We start from the raw sequence: 20,524 nt of genomic DNA on the forward strand, positions 1-20,524 counted from the left end.
GTTGGCTAATCCTGGTCGGACATCAGGAGGTTAGTGCAATGGCATAAGCCAGCTTAACTGCGAGACGGACAGGTCGAGCAGGTACGAAAGTAGGTCATAGTGATCCGGTGGTTCTGAATGGAAGGGCCATCGCTCAACGGATAAAAGGTACTCCGGGGATAACAGGCTGATACCGCCCAAGAGTTCATATCGACGGCGGTGTTTGGCACCTCGATGTCGGCTCATCACATCCTGGGGCTGAAGTCGGTCCCAAGGGTATGGCTGTTCGCCATTTAAAGTGGTACGCGAGCTGGGTTCAGAACGTCGTGAGACAGTTCGGTCCCTATCTGCCGTGGGCGTTGGATGATTGAAGGGAGTTGCTCCTAGTACGAGAGGACCGGAGTGAACGAACCTCTGGTGTTCGGGTTGTCACGCCAGTGGCACTGCCCGGTAGCTAAGTTCGGAATCGATAACCGCTGAAAGCATCTAAGCGGGAAGCGAGCCCTGAGATGAGTCATCCCTGACCCCTTGAGGGTCCTAAAGGGCCGTTGGAGACCACAACGTTGATAGGTGGGGTGTGTAAGCGCGGCGACGTGTTGAGCTAACCCATACTAATTACCCGTGAGGCTTAACCATACAACACCCAAGAAGTGTTCTGAGACTTGTAGCAAGTGCGAGACTACTTACCTAATTCAGTGATAGCGACCAGGCAATAGCCAATCAGTCGTTACTCACGTCAGCTTTCCAAGATTGAAGTTATTTGCCTGGCGGCCATAGCGCCGTGGAACCACCTGATCCCATGCCGAACTCAGAAGTGAAACGCGGTAGCGCCGATGGTAGTGTGGCATTCGCCATGCGAGAGTAGGACACTGCCAGGCACCCAACATTGAAAGCCCGCTCATCTGAGCGGGCTTTTTTATTGCTTGGAATTGGCATGTCAGCAGCCATTTTGTGCAATTATGGTCATATTTTGTCTCTTATTACCCCATAACCAGCTGTTTCATATCGCCTCAGCTCAACCAGAAAGGCCCTTCGCTCCCTTATTTGCTGATGTGATAATTGCTACCTCATGGTGGCCTGTCCATTTGGTTCTCCACTCGACTCTCTGCCGCCGAAACCCGGCGCCAAGCCTGCAATTAGGGTTGTATCTGCTTCATAACTCGGTAGAGTAAAGGGCATCTTGAGTTTGCCTGTACCCTCTCCTTTTTTCTCTCTGGTACGGGCGTAACTTGGCCTGCTTTTATCAACCTTAAGTCAGTGGTATCGATATGGAACAAGTAAACAAGTCCACCTTCAGCGATGTACTGGAATATGTGCGTATGTCCCGTCGCCAGAACAAACTCAAGCGCGAGATCGCCGACAACGAGAAGAAGATCCGTGATAACCAGAAGCGGGTACTGCTGCTCGACAACCTGAGCGACTACATCAAGCCGGGTATGAGCATAGATGAGGTTCAGGCCATCATCGCCAACATGCGTACCGACTATGAAGAGCGCGTCGACGATCACATCATCAAGAATGCCGAGCTGTCCAAAGAGCGTAAAGATCTGAGCTCCAAGCTCAAGGCCATGAGCTCCAGCAAGTAGTCCAGCCTAGCTGCTACCTGAAAACACCGGCTTTTGGCCGGTGTTTTGTTTTCCGCCATCAGCTCGGATCTCTTCGCGCGCTGCAACAATCGGCTCCCCTTTTTATAATCGCCCTGTTACCATCACTACAAAGCGGTCAATAGTTTTCAAGCCATTGACTTGAAAAGACTAAGCTTGAGTGAAACACAATAAATTGCGCAACCATGGTGGGGCTGATATGGGCGCATCAGAACAGACGGATTTGAACAAAGTGGCATCTCAGGATTCATCCGTCCCACGCGCGGACGGCAAATACACGCGCAAACGTCGTCCCTGGTGGCGCTGGTTGTTCTGTTTTCTCTTTTTGCTGTGCCTGGCTGCCGTGATCGCCCTGGTTGGCTATGAGATGCAGACATCCAGGCTGCAGTCGCAGGAGATCTCCCGCTATGCTGCCAAGCTGACCTATCAGGTCGAGCCGGGCCCCAGCAAACAGATAGCCTTCCCTGATGATGGCCCCTTCGACAAGCGGCTCGGTTACGTGCTCCTGCCCATGATGCAGGAGCGCTTGCTGCAACGGGGTTATCAGGTCAGCGAGCAGGTGCATTTTTCCGATGCACTTTATGACTATGCCAGTCGTGGCTTCTTCGTTCCCTATACCGAGAAGGTACAGGCCGGGCTGACACTGCATGACTGCCGGGCCGAGCCCTTCTATCAGTTCAAGTATCCGACCCACTATTACCCGGATTTTGCCTCCATCCCGCCGCTGGTCATACAGTCGCTGCTGTTCATCGAGAACCGTGATCTGCTGAGCAACGAGCAACCGCTGGCGAACCCGGCGGTGGATTGGCCCCGTTTTGCCAAGGCGGCCATGTCCCAGGTCGGCAAGGCGCTGGATATGCAGGATCAGTCCGCCGGCGGCAGCACACTGGCCACTCAGGTCGAGAAGTATCGTCACTCACCGGACGGTCTGACGCTCTCTCCCACCGAGAAGATCCGCCAGATGGCCTCGGCCAGCGTGCGCGCCTATCGCTTGGGCCCCAAGACGCTGGAGGCCCGCAAGCTGGTAGCATGGGCCTATCTCAACTCTGTTCCGCTCTCCGCGGCCCCGGGTTATGGCGAGGTGCATGGCTTGGGTGATGGCCTCTGGGTCTGGTTTGGTGCCAATGTGGACGAGGTCAATCGTCTGCTGGATCCGGCCCGCAATCAGGATGCACCGCTTGCAGAGCAAGGGCTAGCCTTGCGTCAGGTGGTCTCGCTGATGATTGCCCACCGTCGCCCCTCCTACTATCTGGCACAGGGGCGCGATGCACTGGCGACCCTGACCGACAGCTATTTGCGCCTGTTCGTGCAGGAGGGAATGATCACGCCGCCATTGATGGAGGCTGCTCTCAAGGCCAAAATAGGTTTCCGCGACTTCCTGCAGTCCCCTGCGATGACCAAGGTCAACAACAACAAGGGTTTGCAGGTCGCGCGTACCCGCCTGAGCCGTCAGCTCGGGGTGCAGTTGTATGATCTGGACCGGATGGATCTGACCGCTGACACCAGCCTCAACATGCCGCTGCAAAACGAGATTTCCCGCTACCTGCAGCAACTGGCGGATCCCGCCATCGCCGCCCAGGTCGGCCTGTTTGGTGAACGCCTGCTCTCGCCGGAGAAGACGGGGGACGTGAAATACAGCTTTACCCTGTTCGAGAAGTCGCCGGAAGGCTTCAAGGTGCGGGTGCAGACTGACAACACGGATCAGCCGTTCGATATCAACGAGGGCAGCAAGCTGGAGCTGGGCTCCACCGCCAAGTTGCGGGTACTGACCACCTATCTGGAGATAGTGTCTGAGCTGCACGACAGCTATGCGGACATGTCTGCGGAGAGCCTGCGCAAGATCGAGGTATCAAATCAAGACAACATCAGCCGCTGGGCCGTCTCCTATCTGATGACGGCCAAGGACAAGAGCCTGCCGCCTATGCTGGAGGCTGCGCTGGATCGCAAGTATTCCGCCAGCCCGAGCGAAGGTTTCTTCACCGGTGGTGGCATGCATACTTTCAACAACTTCCGTCGTGAGGATAACGGTCGCATTCCGGCGATCCGCGACGCGCTGCGCGAGTCCATCAACCTGCCGTTCGTGCGGTTGATGCGTGATATAGTGCGCTACAGCCTGTATCGGGAGGGCAACCGTGCCCAGCTGCTCAAGGATGACAAGGATCCGCGCCGTACCGAGTATCTGGCCAAGTTCGCCGATAAAGAGGGCCAGACCTATCTGCTGCGCTTCTGGCGCAAGTATCGCGGCAAGACCGCAGATGAGCAGCTCGACACCTTCCTGGATGGTCTCAAGCCCAGCGCCGTACGGCTCGCCGCCGTGCATCGCTATCTGATGCCGGATGCCTCGCAGGAGACCTTTGCCGCCTTCCTGGCCAAGCGACTGCCGCGTGACAAGCTGAGCGACCGGCGGATAGAGCAGCTCTATACCAGCTATGGTCCCGGCAAGTATTCGCTGCCGGATCAAGGCTATATCGCCCGGGTGCACCCGCTGGAGCTGTGGCTGCTATCCTACCTCAAGGAGTTTGACAAGGCGACCTTTGCCGATGCGGTCGAAGCCAGTCGTGATGAGCGCCAAGAGGTGTATAGCTGGTTGTTCAAGACCCGTCACCGCAGTGCCAGGGACAGCCGTATCCGCACCATGCTGGAGGTCGAGGCCTTCCTCGACATTCACCAACGCTGGGCCAGACTGGGCTACCCGTTCGATCACCTGGTCCCCTCGCTGGCGACGGCTCTGGGCAGTTCTGGGGACAGACCCGCAGCACTGGCCGAACTGATGGGGATCATCCAGAACGGTGGCATTCGTGCGCCGACCCTGCGTATCGAACACCTCTCGTTCGCCAAGGGCACGCCGTTCGAGACAGCGTTTGAACCGCTCCATACCGAAGGCACCCGGGTGCTGCCGGCCGAGGTGGCGACCGCGTTGCGCAATGCGCTGTCGAAGGTGGTGGAAGGGGGCACGGCCAGACGCATAGCCGGCGCCTTTGCCCTGCCGGATGGCACTGTCTTGCCGATGGGGGGCAAGACGGGGACGGGTGACAACCGGATCGAAACGGTTGGTCGCTACGGCAACGTGACCAGCTCGCTGGCTCGCAACCGGACCGCGACCTTCGTCTTCTATCTGGGGGAGGATCACTTCGGTACCCTGACCGCCTATGTGCCGGGCAGCCAGTCTGACAAGTTCCGCTTCACCTCGGCCTTGCCGGTGCAGGTGCTCAAGGGAATGGCGCCACTGCTGATGCCTTATCTGCAGCCCGGTACCCATACCCAGTGCCTCGCTGGCAACTAGCGCGCAGAGCAGCATAAGAAACGGGGCCAATATGGCCCCGTTTTACGCTGTGTCGATTGCTGCTCGCCATGCGGCGTGAGTCATCACTTACAGCAGGTTTTCGATTTCACCGCGCAGGTACTGGTACATTTCACGATAGGCGACCGGCGGCTTGTTCAGTTCCCGTTCCTTGTTGGCGGAGCGGATCAGCTGACGCAGCTTCTGGCGGTCCAGCTCATGAAACTGGGACATCAGCTCGTTCAAGGCGCTGTCACCTTCGGTGATCAGGCGCTCGCGCCACTGCTCCAGACGATGCAGGCGGGCATTCACGGTGGAGTGGCGGTTCTTGATGATGGAGAGCGCTTCTTCAATCGGTTCGATATCACGGCTGCGCATCAGACGGCCGATGAACTGCAAATGGCGACGGAAGGACTCATCCTTCTTGGGCTTGAGTTTGCGGCCCAGCTCGACAGCATCTGCAAGCTCTTCATCCAACGGGATTTTTTCCAGCTCGCTGTGGCTCAGGGAGACTATCTCCGCGCCCAGCTTCTGCAGCACTTCCGCATCGCGCTTGAGCTGGGTCTTGCTGGGGCCCCAGTCTTCCAACTCGTTGTCGTCTTGATATTGACTCATCGGTCTCTTGATTCCTGTCATTCACGTTGGTGGATATGTTACCAGCTTCTCCCGCTGGGCGCAGGGGTCTGATATGCTTAGCCCCCTTTCCTTCCTTCATACAGATGTGAGTTATGGATCAGCAAGACCAAATTCGCCAGGATCAAGCCCATCTCGAGGCCGTCGTTGCCGAGGCACTGGAGATAGCCAAGGGACTGGGTGCCTCGCTGGCCGAAGTCTCCATCAGCAAGCAGACCGGGTTGTCGGTGAACACCCGCGGTTGTGAACTGGAAAGTATCGAATTCAACAAGGATGGTGCTCTTGGCATCGCCGTTTATCGCGATGGCTGCAAGGGATCCTCCTCGACTACCGATCTGGGCAAGCCAGCCATCCGCGCCGCCGTCGAAGCGGCCATGGAGATAGCCCGCCACACCTCGCCCGATGACTGTGCCGGCCTGGCTGATGCGGACCTGCTGGCCTGGGACGCCCCCGATCTGCAACTGTGCCACCAAATCGAACTGGATCCCCAGCGCGGCATCGAGCTGGCCATCGAGTGTGAGCGACTGGCGCTGGGTCGAGACGCCCGCATCAAGCATTCCGACGGGGCCGGTTTCTCCAGCCACCTCGGCATCAAGGTCTATGGCAACAGCCACGGCTTCGTCAAAGGCTATGCGGCGTCACGCAACTCCCTGAGCTGCGTGCTGATCGGTGAGCAAGATGGCGACATGCAGCGGGATTACGGCTACTCCTCCAGCCGTGACCTGGCCGGGCTCTGGAGCCCGCAGCGCATCGCCGACGAGGCGGTAGAACGCACAGTCTCTCGCCTCGGCGCCCGCAAGATCTCCACCCGCCACGCTCCCGTGCTGTTTCACCCCGACACGGCTGCCGGCCTGTGGGGCCATCTGGTGATGGCCATCAGCGGTGGCAATCTCTATCGCAAGTCGAGCTTCCTGCTGGACAAGCTGGGCAAGCAGATCCTGCCCGAGTGGCTCACCATTCAGGAGTTCCCCCATCTGCTGGGCGGGCTGGCAAGCACGCCGTTCGATGGGGAAGGGGTGCGTACCCGCGACATGGACATAGTGCGCAACGGCGAGCTGATGAGCTGGCTGCTCACCTCCTACTCGGCCCGCAAGCTGGGGTTGACCACTACGGGTCATGCCGGTGGCATCCACAACTGGCAGGTTTCCAGCACGGGTCAGAATTTCCAGGAGATGCTCAAGGAGTTGGGCACAGGCCTGCTGGTGACCGAGCTGATGGGGCAGGGGGTCAACATCGTCAATGGTGATTACTCCCGTGGCGCCGCCGGCTTCTGGGTCGAGAATGGCGAAATAGCCTACCCGGTCGAAGAGATCACCATAGCCGGCAATCTGACCGAGATGTTCAGCCATATAGTGGCGGTGGGCAGCGACGAAGATGAGCGCTCCAGCCTCAAGACTGGCTCTGTGCTGGTCGAAAATATGAAGCTGGCGGGTCACTGATCCCCGTTCCCACGAAATCGATGCCATGAAAAAGGCCCCCTCGCCAACGCGAGGGGGCCTTTTTATCAGCCTGCGATCAGGGAAAATCAGCCCTTGATGCGCTCGATGCGGCCACCCAGGGCCTGCAGCTTGTGCTCTATGTCTTCGTAGCCACGGTCGATGTGATAGATGCGATCGACTATGGTGGAGCCTTCGGCCACGAAGCCGGCCAGCACCAGACTGGCGGAGGCGCGCAGATCGGTCGCCATCACCTGGGCACCCTTGAGTTGCTCGGTGTCACGGCAGATGGCCACGTTGCCCTGCAGTTCGATGTCTGCGCCCATCCGTACCAGTTCAGGTACGTGCATGAAGCGATTCTCGAAGATGGTCTCTGTGACCATGCCGGTGCCCTTGGCGACGGCGTTCAGCACGGTGAACTGTGCCTGCATGTCGGTCGGGAAGGCCGGGTAAGGAGCCGTCTTGATGGTGACCGGCTTGAGGGTACGACCCGTCATGTCGAGGCTGATCCAGTCAGCGCCCTTCTCGATCAGTGCACCCGCCTCTTCCAGCTTGACCAGCACGGCTTCCAGCAGGGAGGGATCCGTCTTGCGGCAGGTGATCTTGCCGCCGGTAACCGCGGCACCCACCAGGAAGGTACCGGTTTCGATGCGGTCAGGTTGCACGCTGTAGCTGCCACCGTGCAGACGCTCGACACCGTCTATGGTCAGGGTATCGGTACCCGCGCCCTGGATCTTGGCACCCAGCGCATTGAGGAAGTGGGCCAGATCGACCACTTCCGGCTCACGCGCGGCGTTTTCGATCACGGTGCGACCGTCGGCCAGGGTGGCGGCCATCATCAGGTTCTCGGTGCCTGTGACGGAAACCATGTCCATCAGTATGTGGGCACCTTTCAGACGGCCGTCGACGCGGGCCTTGATGTAGCCATCCTCGATGGTGATCTTGGCACCCATCAGCTCCAGGCCGTGGACGTGCAGGTTGACCGGACGGGCACCGATGGCGCAGCCGCCGGGCAGGGAGACGTCGGCAGCACCGAAACGGGCGGCCAGCGGGCCCAGCGCCAGGATGGAGGCGCGCATTGTCTTCACCAGCTCGTAGGGGGCGACGTGGTTGTTCACCGCACCGGTCAGCACTGTCACGTTGCCGTTGACCTTGGTGGTGGCGCCCAGCATTTCCAGCAGCTTGATGGTGGTACCCACGTCTTTTAGGCGCGGTACGTTGGAGAGGTGGATCTCTTCATCACACAGCAGGGTGGCGAACAGGATAGGCAGGGCGGCGTTTTTGGCGCCAGAGATGGTCACTTCGCCGTTGAGAGTACAACGACCATCAATTTTAAATTTGTCCATTTACTTAGATACCAAATCAGGAGGGCAGTAGGAATTTACGTTCGCGCTTCCACTCTGCATCGGTAAAGGCCTTGATGGAGAGTGCGTGAATGGCGTTGCTGGCGATCTTGTCCATCAGCGGGGCATAGATGGCCTGCTGCTTCTTGACCCGGCTCATACCGTCAAACATGTCACCGACGGCGATCACTTGATAGTGACTACCATCCCCTTTGACATGGACTTCGGATAATGGCAGAGCCTCGAGGAGTATCGCTTCAATTTCAGAGACTTGCATTATGCGTCCTCAGTTGTGAGCGGGGTTGACTGAAACAGCCCGGCCACCCCGTACAGGTTGGCCAGGGTATAAAAATCAGTGGAGGCGCCCACCAGTTGCGGTGTGGCGCCTCGTGCCAGTGCGGCTTTGGCCCATTTGACCAGCAGGGCCAGTCCGGCGGAGTCTAGGGTGGTGACCTCGCCCAGTTCGAGCCGATCTTCCTGCCACCAGTCGGCGCGGCGTTGCCACAGCTCAACGACCTGGGGTGCCTGCAGCTCGCCGCTCAGTCTCATGACTTGATGACCAGCGGCTTGGCATTGTGGGCGCGAAGCTGGGCGATCACCGCATCTATGCCGTTCTGGCGGATGAGGCCACCGAGCTCGTTCTGCTTGGCAGAGAGCAGGCTGATCCCTTCGGCGACCATGTCGAAGGCTTTCCATTCGCCGGTCTTGTTGTTCTTGCGCAGCTTGAACTCGAGGAAGATGTCCGGTTTGCCGGTCTCTTTCACGCTGACGTTGACGGCTGTGATGTTGCTGTCACCCGGCGCCTTGCCCGGCTCGACCTTGACGGTCTGCTTGTCGAAGTGCGCCAGCGCATCGGCGTAGGAGCTCACCATGTATTCGGTGAATACCTCGACGAAGGCGTCACGCTGGGCCGGGGTGGTCTGCTTGATCTGGTTGCCGAGCACCTTGTAGGCGGCGAAGCGGTTGTCCACGTAGGGCAGCAACTCTTCGCGGATGATGACCCTCAGGTGATCCGGGTTGCTCTTCACCTGGGCCTTGTCCGCCTTCAGGCGGGCAAAGGTCTGTTTGGCCGCTTCGTCCACCAGGGCATAGGGATCGGTGGCATCGGTGGCGTGAGCGACCAGGGAAAACAGCATGCTGGTCATCAGGCCCAGCAGCAGGGCGATCTTCTTGAACATGGTTACTCCTTACTTGCTGTCTGACTTGGTGTCGGAAGACTGGCTGTAGAGAAACTTGCCAATCAGGTCTTCCAGCACAATGGCGGATTTGGTGTCTTCAATCATGTCGCCATCCTTGAGCATGCTGGTGCCCATCTCCTCATCGGTGAAACCTGGCATCAGGCCTATGTACTGCTCACCGAGTAGCCCCGAGGTCAGGATGGAGAGGGTGCTGGTTTCGGAAAACTCGCCGGCACTCTTCTGCATTTGAAGGGATACGACTGGCACCTGGCTCTTGGCATCCAGGGTGATGTCGCTGACCCGACCGACGACGACGCCACCGACCTTGACCGGTGAACGTACTTTCAGGCCGCCGATATTATCGAAATGGGCGCGCAGGGTATAGGTTTCTCCTTCCGGTTTGAAACTCAAACCTGCCACTTGCAGTGCCAACGCCAGAATGGCACCGATGCCGGCCAGCATGAAGGCGCCAACCAGGAATTCTACTTTGCTGAACTTCATCTTTACCTTATCCAAACATGACTGCGGTGAGTATAAAATCCAGGCCGAGCACGGCCAGGGAGGAGTGGACCACGGTACGGGTCGTGGCCTGACTGATCCCGGCCGAGGTCGGCTTGGCATCATAACCGTTAAAGAGCGCAATCCAGGTGACAACCAGTGCGAAGATCACACTCTTGATCGCCCCTTGCATGATGTCATCCTGCCAGTCGACTGAGGCCTGCATGGCAGACCAGAAGCCCCCTTCGTCCACCCCCAGCCAGTCCACACCGACCAGCTTGCCCCCGAAGATGCCGATCAGGCTGAACATGAAGGCCAGCAGCGGCATGCTGATGACCCCGGCCCAGAAGCGGGGAGCCACTACCCGGCGCAGCGGGTCTACCGCCATCATCTCCAGGCTGGAGAGCTGTTCTGTGGCCTTCATCAGCCCGATCTCGGCGGTGAGGGCCGAACCGGCGCGGCCGGCAAACAGCAGCGCCGTCACGACCGGGCCCAGTTCCCGTAGCAGGGAGAGGGAGACCAGCGGGCCCAGGCTCTGCTCGGCGCCGAAGTCCTTCAATACGTTGTAACCCTGCAACGAGAGCACCATGCCGATGAAGAGGCCGGACACCAGTATGATGGCAACGGACTGTACGCCCACCACATACAGCTGCTGAAGCAGCAGGGGGAAGTGCTTGCGCGGCTCGGGTTTGCCCGCCAGCGCATGAAACAGCATTATGGTGGCTCGGCCGATGGAGCTGATGAAGCGCACCCCGACCCGGCCCAGCTTACTTACTTGGCTTATCAACATCACAGATCCTGTAGCAGGTCGCCTGCCGGAAAATGGAACGGAACAGGACCGTCGGGCAATCCTTTCAGGAACTGCTCGACTTCGGGATTGTGCTCCTCGCGCAGCTGATCCGGCGTGCCGTGTGCCACTACCTTGCGGTTGGCGATGATATAGGCGTAGTCGGCTATGCTCAGCACCTCTTTCACGTCGTGGGTGACGATGACGGAGGTGATGCCGAGGGCACCGTTCAGCTCCTTGATCAGCTTGACCAGCACCGCCATTGTGATGGGGTCCTGGCCGACGAACGGCTCGTCATACATGATGAGGTCCGGATCCAGCGCTATGGATCTGGCCAGCGCCGCGCGGCGGGCCATGCCGCCGGAGAGTTCGGACGGCATCAGTTTCGCTGCGCCACGCAGACCGACCGCCTGCAACTTCATCATGACGATGGTGTGGATCAGCTCCTCCGGCAGGCCTGAGTGCTCCCGCAGCGGGAAGGCCACGTTGTCGTAGACCGTCATGCCGGTAAACAGAGCGCCGCTCTGGAACAGCATGCTCATCCGCTTGCGCACCTCGTACAGGCGGGAGCGGGAGAGGGTGGGGATATCTTCCCCGTCAAACAGGATATGACCGGACTCAGGCTTGAGCTGGCCACCGATCAGCCGCAGCAAGGTGGTCTTGCCTATGCCGCTGGGGCCCATGACCGCAGTGACCTTGCCACGGGGAATGGTCAGGTTGATCCCGTCGTATAACAGCCGATCTCCGTGACTGAAGGTCAGGTCGGAGATGGTGATCAGGTCATTGTTCAAACAATTGTCCATCCGGTGTAAATGAAGAGCGAATTTTATGGGCTAGTCTAGGTCTAAGCAACAGCAAGGAACAACTATTGAACAGCCTGCCTGCCCAAAAGCGCGACAGTTTTGTGTAACCAATTGTCTCTCTTTTAGGACCGAGAAGTATCCGATTCGCTTATCTCGACAGACTTTTTTATAATCCCGCAGCAAATTTCGGCCCGGAGCTGTGCCTTTATGTCTGTAAAGCCTGAAAAAGTGTCTGAACTGTTCGATTTTCGTCGCAGCGCCCGTACCGTGCTGGACATTGAAAAACAAGCGATTGATGGACTCTATCAGTACCTGAATGATGCCTTCGATCAGGCATGCAACCTGGTGCTGCGCTGCAGTGGCAAGATAGTGGTCACCGGCATGGGCAAGTCAGGTCATGTCGGGAGCAAGATTGCTGCCACCCTGGCCAGCACCGGCACCCCCGCCTTCTTCCTGCACCCTGGCGAAGCCAGTCACGGGGATCTGGGGATGATCTCCAGCGGAGATCTCATCATCGCCATCTCCAACTCGGGCGAGAGTGACGAGATCCTGGCCCTGCTGCCGGTGCTCAAGCGCCGTGGCATCCAGTTGATCTGCATGACGGGCAATCCCGCCTCCACCATGGCCAAGGAAGCGAACGTGCACCTGTGCGTGCGGGTCGAGAAGGAGGCGTGCCCGCTCGGGCTGGCGCCCACCTCCAGCACCACGGCCACTCTGGTGATGGGGGACGCCCTGGCGGTTGCCCTGCTGGAAGCCCGCGGTTTCACCGCCGATGACTTCGCCCTCTCTCACCCGGGCGGGTCGCTGGGCAAGCGGTTGCTGCTGCGGGTCGGTGACCTGATGCACAGCGGCGAGCTGTTGCCCCGGGTGGGGATAGATGCCACCATCAGCCAGGCGCTGCTGGAAGTGAGTCGCAAGGGGCTGGGGATGACGGCGGTCGTCGACGCCGATGGCCGGCTGGCCGGGCTCTTTACCGATGGTGACTTGCGCCGCATTCTGGATCTGCAGGTGGATATCCATCACACCCCGATCGCCAAGGTGATGACGGCCAACTGTGTTACCGTAGGACCCGAGATGATGGCGGCAGAAGCCGTCAAATTGATGGAAACCAGAAAGATCAACGGATTACTGGTGGTGGATGAGGACAAGCGCCCACTCGGTGCCTTCAACATGCACGACCTGCTGAAAGCCGGAGTAATTTGATGCAAAACGTACCGACCCTCTACGGTCCGGTGACGCGCAGCCAGTATGACAGGGCGGCGCAGATCCGCCTGCTGGTGTGCGATGTGGATGGCGTTCTCTCCAACGGCCTCATCTATATGGGCAATGATGGCGAAGAGCTGAAGACCTTCTGTACCCGCGACGGCGCCGGCATGCGCGCCCTGCTCAACGCCGGGATCGAGATCGCCATCATCACGGGGCGCAACTCCCGCATCGTCAGCGATCGGATGAAGAGCCTGGGTGTGCAGCATCTGGTGCAGGGGGCGGATCAGAAGCTGCCCCACTTCGAGACACTGCTGGCCAAGCTGGGGCTGACGCCGGAGCAGGCCGCCTACATGGGTGATGACACCATAGATCTGCCGGTGATGCAGGCCTGTGGCCTCGGCATCGCAGTGGCCGATGCCCACCCACTGGTGCTGGCCCGGGCCGACATGGTGACCCGACTGGCCGGTGGGCTGGGTGCTGTGCGCGAGGTGTGCGACCTGATACTGCAGGCACAAGGGCTGGGTGACTATCAGCCAGAGGCCTCGGTATGAGCAGACAGACGCTGCTGTTCGCCCTGCTGTTTCTGGTGGCGCTGGCCGCCTGGCAGCTCGGCGACATAGAGCTGGTGCCGGAGCCGACCGCCAAGGTCGAGAACTATCAGCCGGACTTCACCGCCAAGAATCTGGTCACTACCCGCTTTGACGCCGATGGGCGGCGCACTGAGCGGCTGGAGTCCGAGTATGCGGAGTATTACCAGCTCCTTGAACAGGCCACCTTCAACAAGCCGGTGGTCTACATGTTCGACAAGCAGGGCGAGGCCGAGTGGAAAGTCACGGCCGATACCGGCGTGCTCAACACGGATGACAACGTGATCCTGCGGGACAAGGTACATCTGGACGGCCTGCTGCCCGCCTCCTTCATCTCCACGCTGGATACCCCCTATATGGAGCTGGATCTGGTGACCCAGAACGTGAGAAGCAATCAGCAAGTCAGCATAGTGGGTAAGGATTTCCAGACCGAGGGCGTTGGCCTGAAGGGTCATCTGGAACGCAAATATTTTGAATTACTGGACCAGGGCCATGCCATCTATTTCAATGAAAAACGTTAATCTGGCCCTCGCGGCCCTGCTGCTGTGCGGCACCGTGAGCGCCAAAGAGTCCGACTTTGCCGAGAAGGTCTACGTGGATGCGGTCAAACAGGTGGCCGAGATGCAGGACAACCGCATCACCTTCAGTGACGATGTCATCATCACTCAGGGCACCATCAAGATTAAGGCCGACAAGGTAGTGGTGATCCGCTCCGGCGAGAAAGGGGCCGAGGTCATGACGGCCTATGGCAATCCCGCCACTTTCTTTCAGATCCTGGACAACGGCAAGCCGGTCAACGCCCACGGTAACAGCATCCGCTACGAGCTGAAGAACCGGCTGGTGACCATCACCGGCAATGGCCAGCTCAAACAGGAAGACAGCCAGGTCAACGGCGATCTGATCCGTTACGACATCGTCAAACAGAAGATGATCGCCGAGAGCAAGGGCCCGACCCAGCGCGTCAAGACGGTGTTCCTGCCGGATCAGGTAGAGAACTTCGACAAGCCCGCCGATCAGAAGAAGCAGGGAAAATAAGCCATGGCAGTGTTGAAAGCAGTCGGCCTGCAAAAAAGTTACAAGCGCCGCATGGTGGTCAGCGATGTGAGCCTGGAAGTGGGTACCGGCCAGATTGTCGGATTGCTAGGCCCGAATGGCGCCGGCAAGACCACCTCCTTCTACATGATAGTGGGACTGGTGCAGAGCGATGCCGGTCTCATCACCATAGACGATCAGGACATCAGCCTTCAGCCCATGCATATCCGAGCCCGCAACGGCATCGGCTATCTGCCGCAGGAGGCCTCCATCTTCCGCCGCCTGTCGGTGTTCGACAACCTGATGGGGGTCATGCAGACCCGCAAGGGGCTGAGCCGCGAAGAGCGGGAAGACAAGGTTGAACAGTTGCTGGAAGAGTTCAATATCACCCACATTCGCGACAACCTGGGTCAGAGCCTGTCCGGGGGGGAACGACGCCGGGTCGAGATCGCCCGCGCGCTGGCGGCCGAGCCGCGTTTTATCCTGCTGGATGAGCCGTTTGCCGGGGTCGACCCCATTTCTGTGATAGACATCAAGAAGATCATCCAGCATCTGAAAGATAGAGGCCTGGGCGTCTTGATCACCGACCACAACGTCAGAGAGACTCTGGACGTATGCGAGAAGGCTTATATCGTCAGCCACGGCAAGATGATTGCCGAAGGTGCACCGGCCGAGATACTGGCCGATGAACAGGTCAAGCGCGTCTATTTGGGCGATCAATTCAGTCTATAGTAAGGGGGCATCTCTTCATTTCCTGTGACGACTGCCTCGCTGAACATAAGGATATCCCGACGTAGATGAAGCCGACATTACAGTTGCGTCTCGGTCAGTCCCTGACCATGACGCCGCAATTACAACAAGCGATTCGTCTGCTCCAGCTCTCCACCCTGGAACTCCAGCAGGAAATTCAGCAAGCGCTCGATAACAACCCCTTGCTGGAGCAAGAGGAGAATGAGGTGCAGGAGACCAGCCCGGAAGAGCCGGTCGATGCCAGTCAGCTCGACTCCAGCGATGCCATGGCCCAGGATCAGATGCCGGACGAGTTGCCGGTGGATACCACCTGGGAGGATGTCTACTCGGCCGGCACGGCCCAGAGCGCAGGCCCCATCCACGACGGGGAAGACAGCGTCTATCAGGGCGAAACCACCGAGAATCTGCAGGACTATCTGCTGTGGCAGATGCGACTCACGCCGTTCAGCGATCTGGATGCCGCCATTGCCCTCGCCATCATAGATGCCATCGACGACTCCGGTTATCTGACCGTCTCCCTCGAAGATATACAGGCGGCGGTGAGCAGCGAGGATGTCGAGGTAGAACTCGACGAGGTCGAGGCCGTGCTCAAGCGAGTGCAGCATTTCGATCCGGTCGGCATCGCCGCCCGCTCGGTGCAGGAATGCCTGTTGATCCAGCTCGGTCAATACGCCCCCGAACTGCCCTGGCTCACCGAGGCCAGAGAGGTGATCAACGAGCACATGGACTTGCTCGGCAATCGCGATTATCGCACCCTGGCGCGCAAGACCCGACTCAAGGAGAGCGACCTCAAGGAGGTGCTGGATCTCATCCAGCAGCTGGAGCCCAGACCGGGCAATGGCATCATACAGAGCGACTCCCAGTACGTGATCCCGGATGTGACCGTGGTCAAGAAGGGCACCAAATGGGTGGTCGAGCTCAATCCCGATTCCGCGCCGCGCATCCGGGTCAACGAGACCTATGCCGCCATGGCACGCCAGGCGCGCACCAGCCAGGACACCCAGTTCATCCGTTCCCATCTGCAAGAGGCCAAGTGGTTCATCAAGAGCCTGGAGAGTCGCAATGACACCCTGCTCAAGGTGGCCAGCTGTATTGTCGAGCAGCAGCAGGGCTTTTTCGAGTATGGTGAAGAGGCCATGAAGCCCATGGTGCTCAACGACATCGCCGAAGCGGTAGAGATGCATGAGTCGACCATTTCCCGGGTAACGACCCAGAAATACATGCATACGCCCCGCGGCATCTTCGAACTGAAGTTTTTTTTCTCCAGTCATGTGAATACCGAAGGAGGAGGAGAGTGCTCATCGACCGCAATTCGCGCGCTGATCAAGAAGCTGGTGACGGCAGAGAATCCCGCCAAGCCGCTAAGTGATAGCAAGATCGCGGATTTGCTGGCCGAACAGGGTATTATGGTGGCGAGACGCACGATCGCAAAGTACCGTGAATCCTTGTTGATCCCGCCATCCAATCAGCGCAAACGCCTGGTTTAGGCAAAACAAAAGGAAGACGTTATGCAAATTAACCTGACCGGACACCATGTCGAGATCACCGAAGCTCTGCGTGATTATGTGAACAACAAATTTGCCAAACTCGAGCGTCACTTTGACCACATCAACAATGTTCATGTGGTGTTGAGCGTAGAAAAACTGAACCAGATCGCCGAAGCCAAGCTGCATGTCAGCGGTGGCGAGGTGTTCGCCAATTCACAGCATGCTGACATGTATGCTGCGATTGATACCCTGCTGGACAAGCTGGATCGGCAGATCATCAAGCACAAAGATAAGTTAAATCAAAAATAACTATGCAACTTGAACACATACTGAGTCGGGACTGCACCAAAAGTGCGGTCCCTTGTACCAGCAAGAAACGCGCCCTTGAGATCATCAGTGAATTAGCCGCTGAGCGCCTGGGGACCTCTCGTCAGGCGTTATTCGAGTGCCTGCTGGCCCGAGAAAAGATGGGCAGTACCGGTATCGGTGCCGGTATCGCCATTCCCCACGGCCGGATCGGTGACGAGTTTCCGCCGACCGCCATCCTGATGACCTTCGCAGAGCCTATCCCCTTCGACGCCATCGACAATCAACCGGTTGACCTGCTCTTTGCCCTGCTGGTGCCGGAAAGCGAGTGCAAGCAGCACCTCAAGACCCTTTCCCTGATGGCATCCAAACTGGGTGACAAGGCGGTTTGCCGCCAGTTGCGCCAGGCAACCAGCGATGAAGATCTCTATCAGATCATGACCTCGGCCTGATATGCAGGCCCCCGTCATGACTCCAAGCGGTGAGGGAACAAGATGCAATTAATAGTGGTAAGTGGGCGCTCCGGCTCGGGCAAGACAGTTGCCCTGCGTGTGCTGGAGGATCTCGGTTATTACTGCGTGGATAACCTGCCGGTCAACTTGTTACCCCAGCTGATCGTCTCGGTCGAGAGCCAGTATGACAAACTGGCGGTCAGCATAGACGTGCGCAACCTGCCGGTGAGCCCGGACAAGCTGGAGACCCTGCTGGCCCAGGTGCGCAACGAGGGCCGGGTCGAATTTTCCAGCTTCTTCTTCGATGCGGAAAACTCCACCCTGCTCAAGCGTTACGGCGAGAGCCGCCGGCTGCATCCCCTGTCGCGCAAACAGCTGTCGCTGGATGAGGCGATCCGGGAGGAGACCCACCTGTTGGCACCGCTCTCCTCGACCGCCGATCTACGCATCGACACCACCAACCTCAGCATTCACGACCTGAGCGAGCTCATCAAGACCCGGGTGCTCGGCAAGAAAGAGAATGAGCTGGTGCTGGTGTTCGAGTCGTTCGGCTTCAAGTACGGCATCCCCAAGGACGCCGACTTCGTGTTCGATGCCCGCTTCCTGCCCAATCCGCACTGGATCCCCGAACTCAAGCCCTTTACCGGCAAGGACGAGCCTGTGGCCCGCTACCTCTCCAGCCAGCCGGACGTGATGCAGTTCATCCTGCAGATTGAGAACATGCTGGCGACCTGGCTGCCGCATCTTGAGCGCAACAATCGCAGTTATGTGACTGTGGGGATAGGTTGCACCGGTGGTCAGCACAGATCCGTGTTCATCGCCGAACAGCTGGCCAGCGCATTCCGGCTGCTGGGCAAGAACGTCCAGATCCGCCACCGCACCCTCGACAAGAGTGCGCCGCAATATTGATGGACCAATAGGGAGATCAGATGACCGTCTCAGCCTCGGTGGAAGTCAAAAACAAACTGGGTATGCATGCCAGGCCGGCCATGATGCTGTTCGAGCTGGTGCAGGGCTTCGACGCCCACGTGCTGCTGCGCAACGAGGATGGCATAGAGGCCGATGCGGACAGCGTGATCGGCCTGCTGATGCTGGACTCCGCCCAGGGCAAGCAGGTGGAGGTGCAGGTGGAGGGCCCCGAAGAAGTGGAGGCGCTGGCTGCCGTGGTGGCGCTGTTTACCTCCGGCTTCAACGAGGAGTGACTCACTCCCCGCCCTGGTTCAGGAACCGGTGCGCGCCAGCCCCTTGAAGCTGGCAAAATCCCGACAAGCCAGCAAATTCTTGCTGGCTTTTTCGTTCATCAGCGCCAGAAACAGGTCGTAGAGCCCCATCGCCTCTTCGTAGTCCGCCTTGCTGATGGCCAGCACGAAGATGAGGGTGGCTGTCTCGCCATTGCCCCAGTCGATCCCCTGGGGGGCCAGCACTGTATAGACCAGGGTGCGCCGCGCCAGCAGGCCGAGGGAGTGGGGCAGGGCTATGCCTTCCCCCAGCAGGGTGGAGACGATGCGCTCCCGCTCGTGCAACGAGCTTCTGAATCCGCTCTCCACCCGATCTTCGGCCTCCAGCTGATCGCAGATCCTGGCAAACAACTGGCTCTGGCTGAGTGGCTCACTCACCACCATGAAGTGGTCGGCATCGAAGTATTTGTCGAGCAGGTAGGGGCGGGTGCGGTCGATCAGCACCAGCTTGCCGAGCTGCTCCAGCTGATACTGGGTCGGGAAAGGGGCGACTTGCACCACGGGCGCGTTCTTCTCGGCCACCTTGACGGTGCTGATGACGAAGTCCTGCTCTATCCGCGCCAATCCCTCGTAATCTCGCACCGACTCCAGCGTCGTCAGCTGGAGCTGGGGGTATTCCCGCTTGATGCGCGCCTCCAGCACCCGGAAGGTAGCGTTGCCGGCGTCACACAGCAGCAGCGCCTGGGGGCGACGGGTATAGCCGATGTCATAGTGGCGCTCCAGCCCGACTCCGATATGAATCACCAGATAACCTATCTCGTGATGGGTCAGCCGGTAGGGAGTCTGCCTGATCCACTCAGAGATGGCCGCCAGCGTGATGTCGTAGGCGAGGGGATAGTACTGCTTTATGTGATCCGCCAGCGGATTGTGGCTGCCAATCTGGTATTTGACCCGCAGCAGCATGGCGCTGATGTGGGTCTGCAGATCCGCCCGCAACTGCAGATCGCCGCGCAGATCATAGGGGTAGTGCTGGTGGATGTAGGCCAGCAGATGCTCGACCAGCTGCTCGCTCTCGGCGGCCATGGCCGGGCTGAGCCTGGGCGTGTCGGCGGTGAGGCGGGCCTGGATCTGGATGGCGAGGCAGGCGATCTCCTCCGCTCCCGGTGGTGTCAGGGTCGGCAGCTCGGCGTAGATGTCGCGGGCCACGGCGGCCAGAGTCTGGGTGATGTCGTCGCTGGCAAACTGGCGCAGCTCGTGGCCGGCCGCCTGGCGCAGCAGGGCGACGGCGCAGTAGATGGCTAGCTGCTGCAGGCTCTCGTCGGCCAGGCGCAGCTGGTGATGGCCGAGCTGGGCATGGATGTGATTGCCCACTACCTCCAGCGTCTTGCTGGGGCAAAGGTTGGGCAGCAGGCTCTGCAACTGGTTGTTGTGGATCAGCTCCTGATAGAGCAGCTGGGTGAGGCAGGCCCGGATCGCCGTCTCGCTCCCCTGGATGCGCATGCCCAGCCGTGGCTTGCTGTCGATGAGCAAGCCGAAGTGGGCGAGTCGCTCCCGCACCTCCGCCATGTCCCCTTGCAGCGCCGCCCGGCTCAGATACCAGGTATCCGCCAGCTCGTCGAGCTTGATCCCCTGTTCCGCCGTCAGCAGCAGGATCTGCAGGTGCAGCACCCGCTCGCGGCTGGTTCGGGGCAGGCTGCTCTCCTGCTCCTGGGCCGCCAGCAACTCGTCAAACAGTCCCTGATTGTAAATCTTGAGCTGGTAGCCGCTGCCGCGCTGGTGGATCAGGTGAGCGCCGTGGGTGGCGATCAGCTCATTGAGGGTCGCCACGTCGGTGCGCACCGTGCGGGTGGAGACATTGAGGCGGCGAGCCAGCTCCTCCTGCGGCAGCGGTTCGGCATGGAGCTGGGTCAGCAGTTGATGGAGTCTGGGGTGGGGCAGCTTGGTCATGAGAGGGGACGGGACTCCTGTCGCGAAATAAAGGGTCG

At 59.3% G+C, this 20,524-nt stretch carries 22 protein-coding genes and 2 rRNA genes (1 of these 24 cut by a window edge); 15 read left to right on the forward strand and 9 right to left on the reverse strand.

Features of this window, described 5'->3' with window-relative positions:
* From CK910_RS06995 to CK910_RS07010, 4 genes are all read left to right on the forward strand, one after another.
* A 23S ribosomal RNA gene (locus tag CK910_RS06995) occupies positions 1 to 615 on the forward strand; it begins 2,275 nt to the left of the window's first position.
* A gap of 127 nt (positions 616 to 742) precedes the next feature.
* A 5S ribosomal RNA gene (rrf, locus tag CK910_RS07000) occupies positions 743 to 857 on the forward strand.
* 390 nt (positions 858 to 1,247) lie between these two features.
* Positions 1,248 to 1,565 carry a PTS system regulator TmaR gene (gene tmaR, locus CK910_RS07005; protein WP_042868369.1) on the forward strand — a complete coding sequence of 106 codons (318 nt, stop codon included), beginning with the start codon at positions 1,248 to 1,250 and terminating at the stop codon, positions 1,563 to 1,565.
* Between the two features lie 217 nt (positions 1,566 to 1,782).
* Positions 1,783 to 4,866, forward strand: coding sequence for a transglycosylase domain-containing protein (locus tag CK910_RS07010; RefSeq protein WP_098981816.1), 3,084 nt, complete (start codon positions 1,783 to 1,785; stop codon positions 4,864 to 4,866).
* Between the two features lie 87 nt (positions 4,867 to 4,953).
* Here CK910_RS07010 and yjgA read toward each other — a convergent pair whose 3' ends face one another.
* The gene (gene yjgA / locus CK910_RS07015; RefSeq protein WP_042868365.1) at positions 4,954 to 5,478 is read right to left on the reverse strand and encodes a ribosome biogenesis factor YjgA; all 525 of its coding nucleotides are present in this window, start codon (positions 5,476 to 5,478) and stop codon (positions 4,954 to 4,956) included.
* A gap of 113 nt (positions 5,479 to 5,591) precedes the next feature.
* Between yjgA and pmbA the strand changes: the two genes are divergently transcribed.
* A complete protein-coding gene (gene pmbA, locus CK910_RS07020; protein ID WP_043140022.1) occupies positions 5,592 to 6,935 on the forward strand; it encodes a metalloprotease PmbA in 1,344 nt (447 codons plus the stop codon).
* An 86-nt stretch (positions 6,936 to 7,021) separates the two neighbouring features.
* Here pmbA and murA read toward each other — a convergent pair whose 3' ends face one another.
* The 7 genes from murA to mlaF are packed head-to-tail and all read right to left on the reverse strand — an operon-like array spanning position 7,022 to position 11,541.
* Positions 7,022 to 8,278 (reverse strand): UDP-N-acetylglucosamine 1-carboxyvinyltransferase, encoded by a 1,257-nt coding sequence (gene murA, locus CK910_RS07025; RefSeq protein WP_042868361.1) that lies wholly within the window; start codon positions 8,276 to 8,278, stop codon positions 7,022 to 7,024.
* Between the two features lie 16 nt (positions 8,279 to 8,294).
* On the reverse strand, positions 8,295 to 8,552 hold the full coding sequence (gene ibaG / locus CK910_RS07030) for a BolA family iron metabolism protein IbaG (RefSeq protein WP_005306001.1): 258 nt from the start codon (positions 8,550 to 8,552) through the stop codon (positions 8,295 to 8,297).
* Entirely contained in the window at positions 8,552 to 8,824 is a 273-nt protein-coding gene (locus CK910_RS07035; protein WP_042868359.1) for an STAS domain-containing protein, read from the reverse strand. Before CK910_RS07035 ends, ibaG begins: the two co-directional genes overlap by 1 nt.
* Entirely contained in the window at positions 8,821 to 9,453 is a 633-nt protein-coding gene (gene mlaC / locus CK910_RS07040; RefSeq protein ID WP_098981819.1) for a phospholipid-binding protein MlaC, read from the reverse strand. Before mlaC ends, CK910_RS07035 begins: the two co-directional genes overlap by 4 nt.
* A gap of 9 nt (positions 9,454 to 9,462) precedes the next feature.
* Complete coding sequence (gene mlaD, locus CK910_RS07045) at positions 9,463 to 9,954, reverse strand: outer membrane lipid asymmetry maintenance protein MlaD (RefSeq protein WP_045525748.1); 492 nt, start codon at positions 9,952 to 9,954, stop codon at positions 9,463 to 9,465.
* A gap of 7 nt (positions 9,955 to 9,961) precedes the next feature.
* Complete coding sequence (gene mlaE, locus CK910_RS07050) at positions 9,962 to 10,741, reverse strand: lipid asymmetry maintenance ABC transporter permease subunit MlaE (RefSeq protein ID WP_042868353.1); 780 nt, start codon at positions 10,739 to 10,741, stop codon at positions 9,962 to 9,964.
* The gene (gene mlaF / locus CK910_RS07055; RefSeq protein ID WP_043140015.1) at positions 10,741 to 11,541 is read right to left on the reverse strand and encodes a phospholipid ABC transporter ATP-binding protein MlaF; all 801 of its coding nucleotides are present in this window, start codon (positions 11,539 to 11,541) and stop codon (positions 10,741 to 10,743) included. The genes mlaE and mlaF overlap by 1 nt, the downstream gene beginning before the upstream one ends.
* 207 nt (positions 11,542 to 11,748) lie before the next feature.
* Here mlaF and CK910_RS07060 point away from each other — a divergent pair, with 207 nt between their 5' ends.
* From CK910_RS07060 to npr, 10 genes are all read left to right on the forward strand, one after another.
* Positions 11,749 to 12,744, forward strand: a complete 996-nt coding sequence (locus tag CK910_RS07060; protein WP_043140012.1) for a KpsF/GutQ family sugar-phosphate isomerase — start codon at positions 11,749 to 11,751, stop codon at positions 12,742 to 12,744.
* On the forward strand, positions 12,744 to 13,298 hold the full coding sequence (gene kdsC, locus CK910_RS07065) for a 3-deoxy-manno-octulosonate-8-phosphatase KdsC (RefSeq protein WP_098981822.1): 555 nt from the start codon (positions 12,744 to 12,746) through the stop codon (positions 13,296 to 13,298). Before CK910_RS07060 ends, kdsC begins: the two co-directional genes overlap by 1 nt.
* The gene (lptC, locus tag CK910_RS07070) at positions 13,295 to 13,855 is read left to right on the forward strand and encodes an LPS export ABC transporter periplasmic protein LptC (protein WP_098981825.1); all 561 of its coding nucleotides are present in this window, start codon (positions 13,295 to 13,297) and stop codon (positions 13,853 to 13,855) included. The genes kdsC and lptC overlap by 4 nt, the downstream gene beginning before the upstream one ends.
* Positions 13,842 to 14,369, forward strand: coding sequence for a lipopolysaccharide transport periplasmic protein LptA (gene lptA / locus CK910_RS07075; RefSeq protein WP_042867839.1), 528 nt, complete (start codon positions 13,842 to 13,844; stop codon positions 14,367 to 14,369). Before lptC ends, lptA begins: the two co-directional genes overlap by 14 nt.
* 3 nt (positions 14,370 to 14,372) lie before the next feature.
* Positions 14,373 to 15,098: an LPS export ABC transporter ATP-binding protein gene (gene lptB / locus CK910_RS07080; RefSeq protein WP_042867841.1), complete on the forward strand. Its 726-nt coding sequence runs from the start codon at positions 14,373 to 14,375 to the stop codon at positions 15,096 to 15,098.
* 65 nt (positions 15,099 to 15,163) lie between these two features.
* Positions 15,164 to 16,603 carry an RNA polymerase factor sigma-54 gene (locus CK910_RS07085; RefSeq protein ID WP_043140004.1) on the forward strand — a complete coding sequence of 480 codons (1,440 nt, stop codon included), beginning with the start codon at positions 15,164 to 15,166 and terminating at the stop codon, positions 16,601 to 16,603.
* Positions 16,604 to 16,624: 21 nt separating this feature from the next.
* Complete coding sequence (hpf, locus tag CK910_RS07090) at positions 16,625 to 16,912, forward strand: ribosome hibernation promoting factor (protein WP_005305957.1); 288 nt, start codon at positions 16,625 to 16,627, stop codon at positions 16,910 to 16,912.
* Between the two features lie 2 nt (positions 16,913 to 16,914).
* Positions 16,915 to 17,361, forward strand: a complete 447-nt coding sequence (ptsN, locus tag CK910_RS07095; RefSeq protein WP_042867845.1) for a PTS IIA-like nitrogen regulatory protein PtsN — start codon at positions 16,915 to 16,917, stop codon at positions 17,359 to 17,361.
* A gap of 42 nt (positions 17,362 to 17,403) precedes the next feature.
* Entirely contained in the window at positions 17,404 to 18,270 is an 867-nt protein-coding gene (rapZ, locus tag CK910_RS07100; protein ID WP_043140001.1) for an RNase adapter RapZ, read from the forward strand.
* A gap of 20 nt (positions 18,271 to 18,290) precedes the next feature.
* Complete coding sequence (gene npr / locus CK910_RS07105) at positions 18,291 to 18,563, forward strand: PTS phosphocarrier protein NPr (RefSeq protein ID WP_005314403.1); 273 nt, start codon at positions 18,291 to 18,293, stop codon at positions 18,561 to 18,563.
* 18 nt (positions 18,564 to 18,581) lie between these two features.
* Here npr and CK910_RS07110 read toward each other — a convergent pair whose 3' ends face one another.
* Complete coding sequence (locus tag CK910_RS07110) at positions 18,582 to 20,486, reverse strand: BglG family transcription antiterminator (RefSeq protein ID WP_098981831.1); 1,905 nt, start codon at positions 20,484 to 20,486, stop codon at positions 18,582 to 18,584.
* Positions 20,487 to 20,524 lie beyond the last annotated feature (38 nt).

The organism is Aeromonas sp. CA23, from assembly GCF_002587065.1.
GTDB lineage: Bacteria > Pseudomonadota > Gammaproteobacteria > Enterobacterales > Aeromonadaceae > Aeromonas > Aeromonas bestiarum.

Bases quoted from the DNA above. Each gene is read 5' to 3' on its own strand.
- tmaR (WP_042868369.1), top strand. From the start codon at position 1,248: ATGGAACAAGTAAACAAGTCCACCTTCAGCGATGTACTGGAATATGTG.
- CK910_RS07010 (WP_098981816.1), top strand. From the start codon at position 1,783: ATGGGCGCATCAGAACAGACGGATTTGAACAAAGTGGCATCTCAGGAT.
- yjgA (WP_042868365.1), bottom strand. From the start codon at position 5,478: ATGAGTCAATATCAAGACGACAACGAGTTGGAAGACTGGGGCCCCAGC.
- pmbA (WP_043140022.1), top strand. From the start codon at position 5,592: ATGGATCAGCAAGACCAAATTCGCCAGGATCAAGCCCATCTCGAGGCC.
- murA (WP_042868361.1), bottom strand. From the start codon at position 8,278: ATGGACAAATTTAAAATTGATGGTCGTTGTACTCTCAACGGCGAAGTG.
- ibaG (WP_005306001.1), bottom strand. From the start codon at position 8,552: ATGCAAGTCTCTGAAATTGAAGCGATACTCCTCGAGGCTCTGCCATTA.
- CK910_RS07035 (WP_042868359.1), bottom strand. From the start codon at position 8,824: ATGAGACTGAGCGGCGAGCTGCAGGCACCCCAGGTCGTTGAGCTGTGG.
- mlaC (WP_098981819.1), bottom strand. From the start codon at position 9,453: ATGTTCAAGAAGATCGCCCTGCTGCTGGGCCTGATGACCAGCATGCTG.
- mlaD (WP_045525748.1), bottom strand. From the start codon at position 9,954: ATGAAGTTCAGCAAAGTAGAATTCCTGGTTGGCGCCTTCATGCTGGCC.
- mlaE (WP_042868353.1), bottom strand. From the start codon at position 10,741: ATGTTGATAAGCCAAGTAAGTAAGCTGGGCCGGGTCGGGGTGCGCTTC.
- mlaF (WP_043140015.1), bottom strand. From the start codon at position 11,541: ATGGACAATTGTTTGAACAATGACCTGATCACCATCTCCGACCTGACC.
- CK910_RS07060 (WP_043140012.1), top strand. From the start codon at position 11,749: ATGTCTGTAAAGCCTGAAAAAGTGTCTGAACTGTTCGATTTTCGTCGC.
- kdsC (WP_098981822.1), top strand. From the start codon at position 12,744: ATGCAAAACGTACCGACCCTCTACGGTCCGGTGACGCGCAGCCAGTAT.
- lptC (WP_098981825.1), top strand. From the start codon at position 13,295: ATGAGCAGACAGACGCTGCTGTTCGCCCTGCTGTTTCTGGTGGCGCTG.
- lptA (WP_042867839.1), top strand. From the start codon at position 13,842: ATGAAAAACGTTAATCTGGCCCTCGCGGCCCTGCTGCTGTGCGGCACC.
- lptB (WP_042867841.1), top strand. From the start codon at position 14,373: ATGGCAGTGTTGAAAGCAGTCGGCCTGCAAAAAAGTTACAAGCGCCGC.
- CK910_RS07085 (WP_043140004.1), top strand. From the start codon at position 15,164: ATGAAGCCGACATTACAGTTGCGTCTCGGTCAGTCCCTGACCATGACG.
- hpf (WP_005305957.1), top strand. From the start codon at position 16,625: ATGCAAATTAACCTGACCGGACACCATGTCGAGATCACCGAAGCTCTG.
- ptsN (WP_042867845.1), top strand. From the start codon at position 16,915: ATGCAACTTGAACACATACTGAGTCGGGACTGCACCAAAAGTGCGGTC.
- rapZ (WP_043140001.1), top strand. From the start codon at position 17,404: ATGCAATTAATAGTGGTAAGTGGGCGCTCCGGCTCGGGCAAGACAGTT.
- npr (WP_005314403.1), top strand. From the start codon at position 18,291: ATGACCGTCTCAGCCTCGGTGGAAGTCAAAAACAAACTGGGTATGCAT.
- CK910_RS07110 (WP_098981831.1), bottom strand. From the start codon at position 20,486: ATGACCAAGCTGCCCCACCCCAGACTCCATCAACTGCTGACCCAGCTC.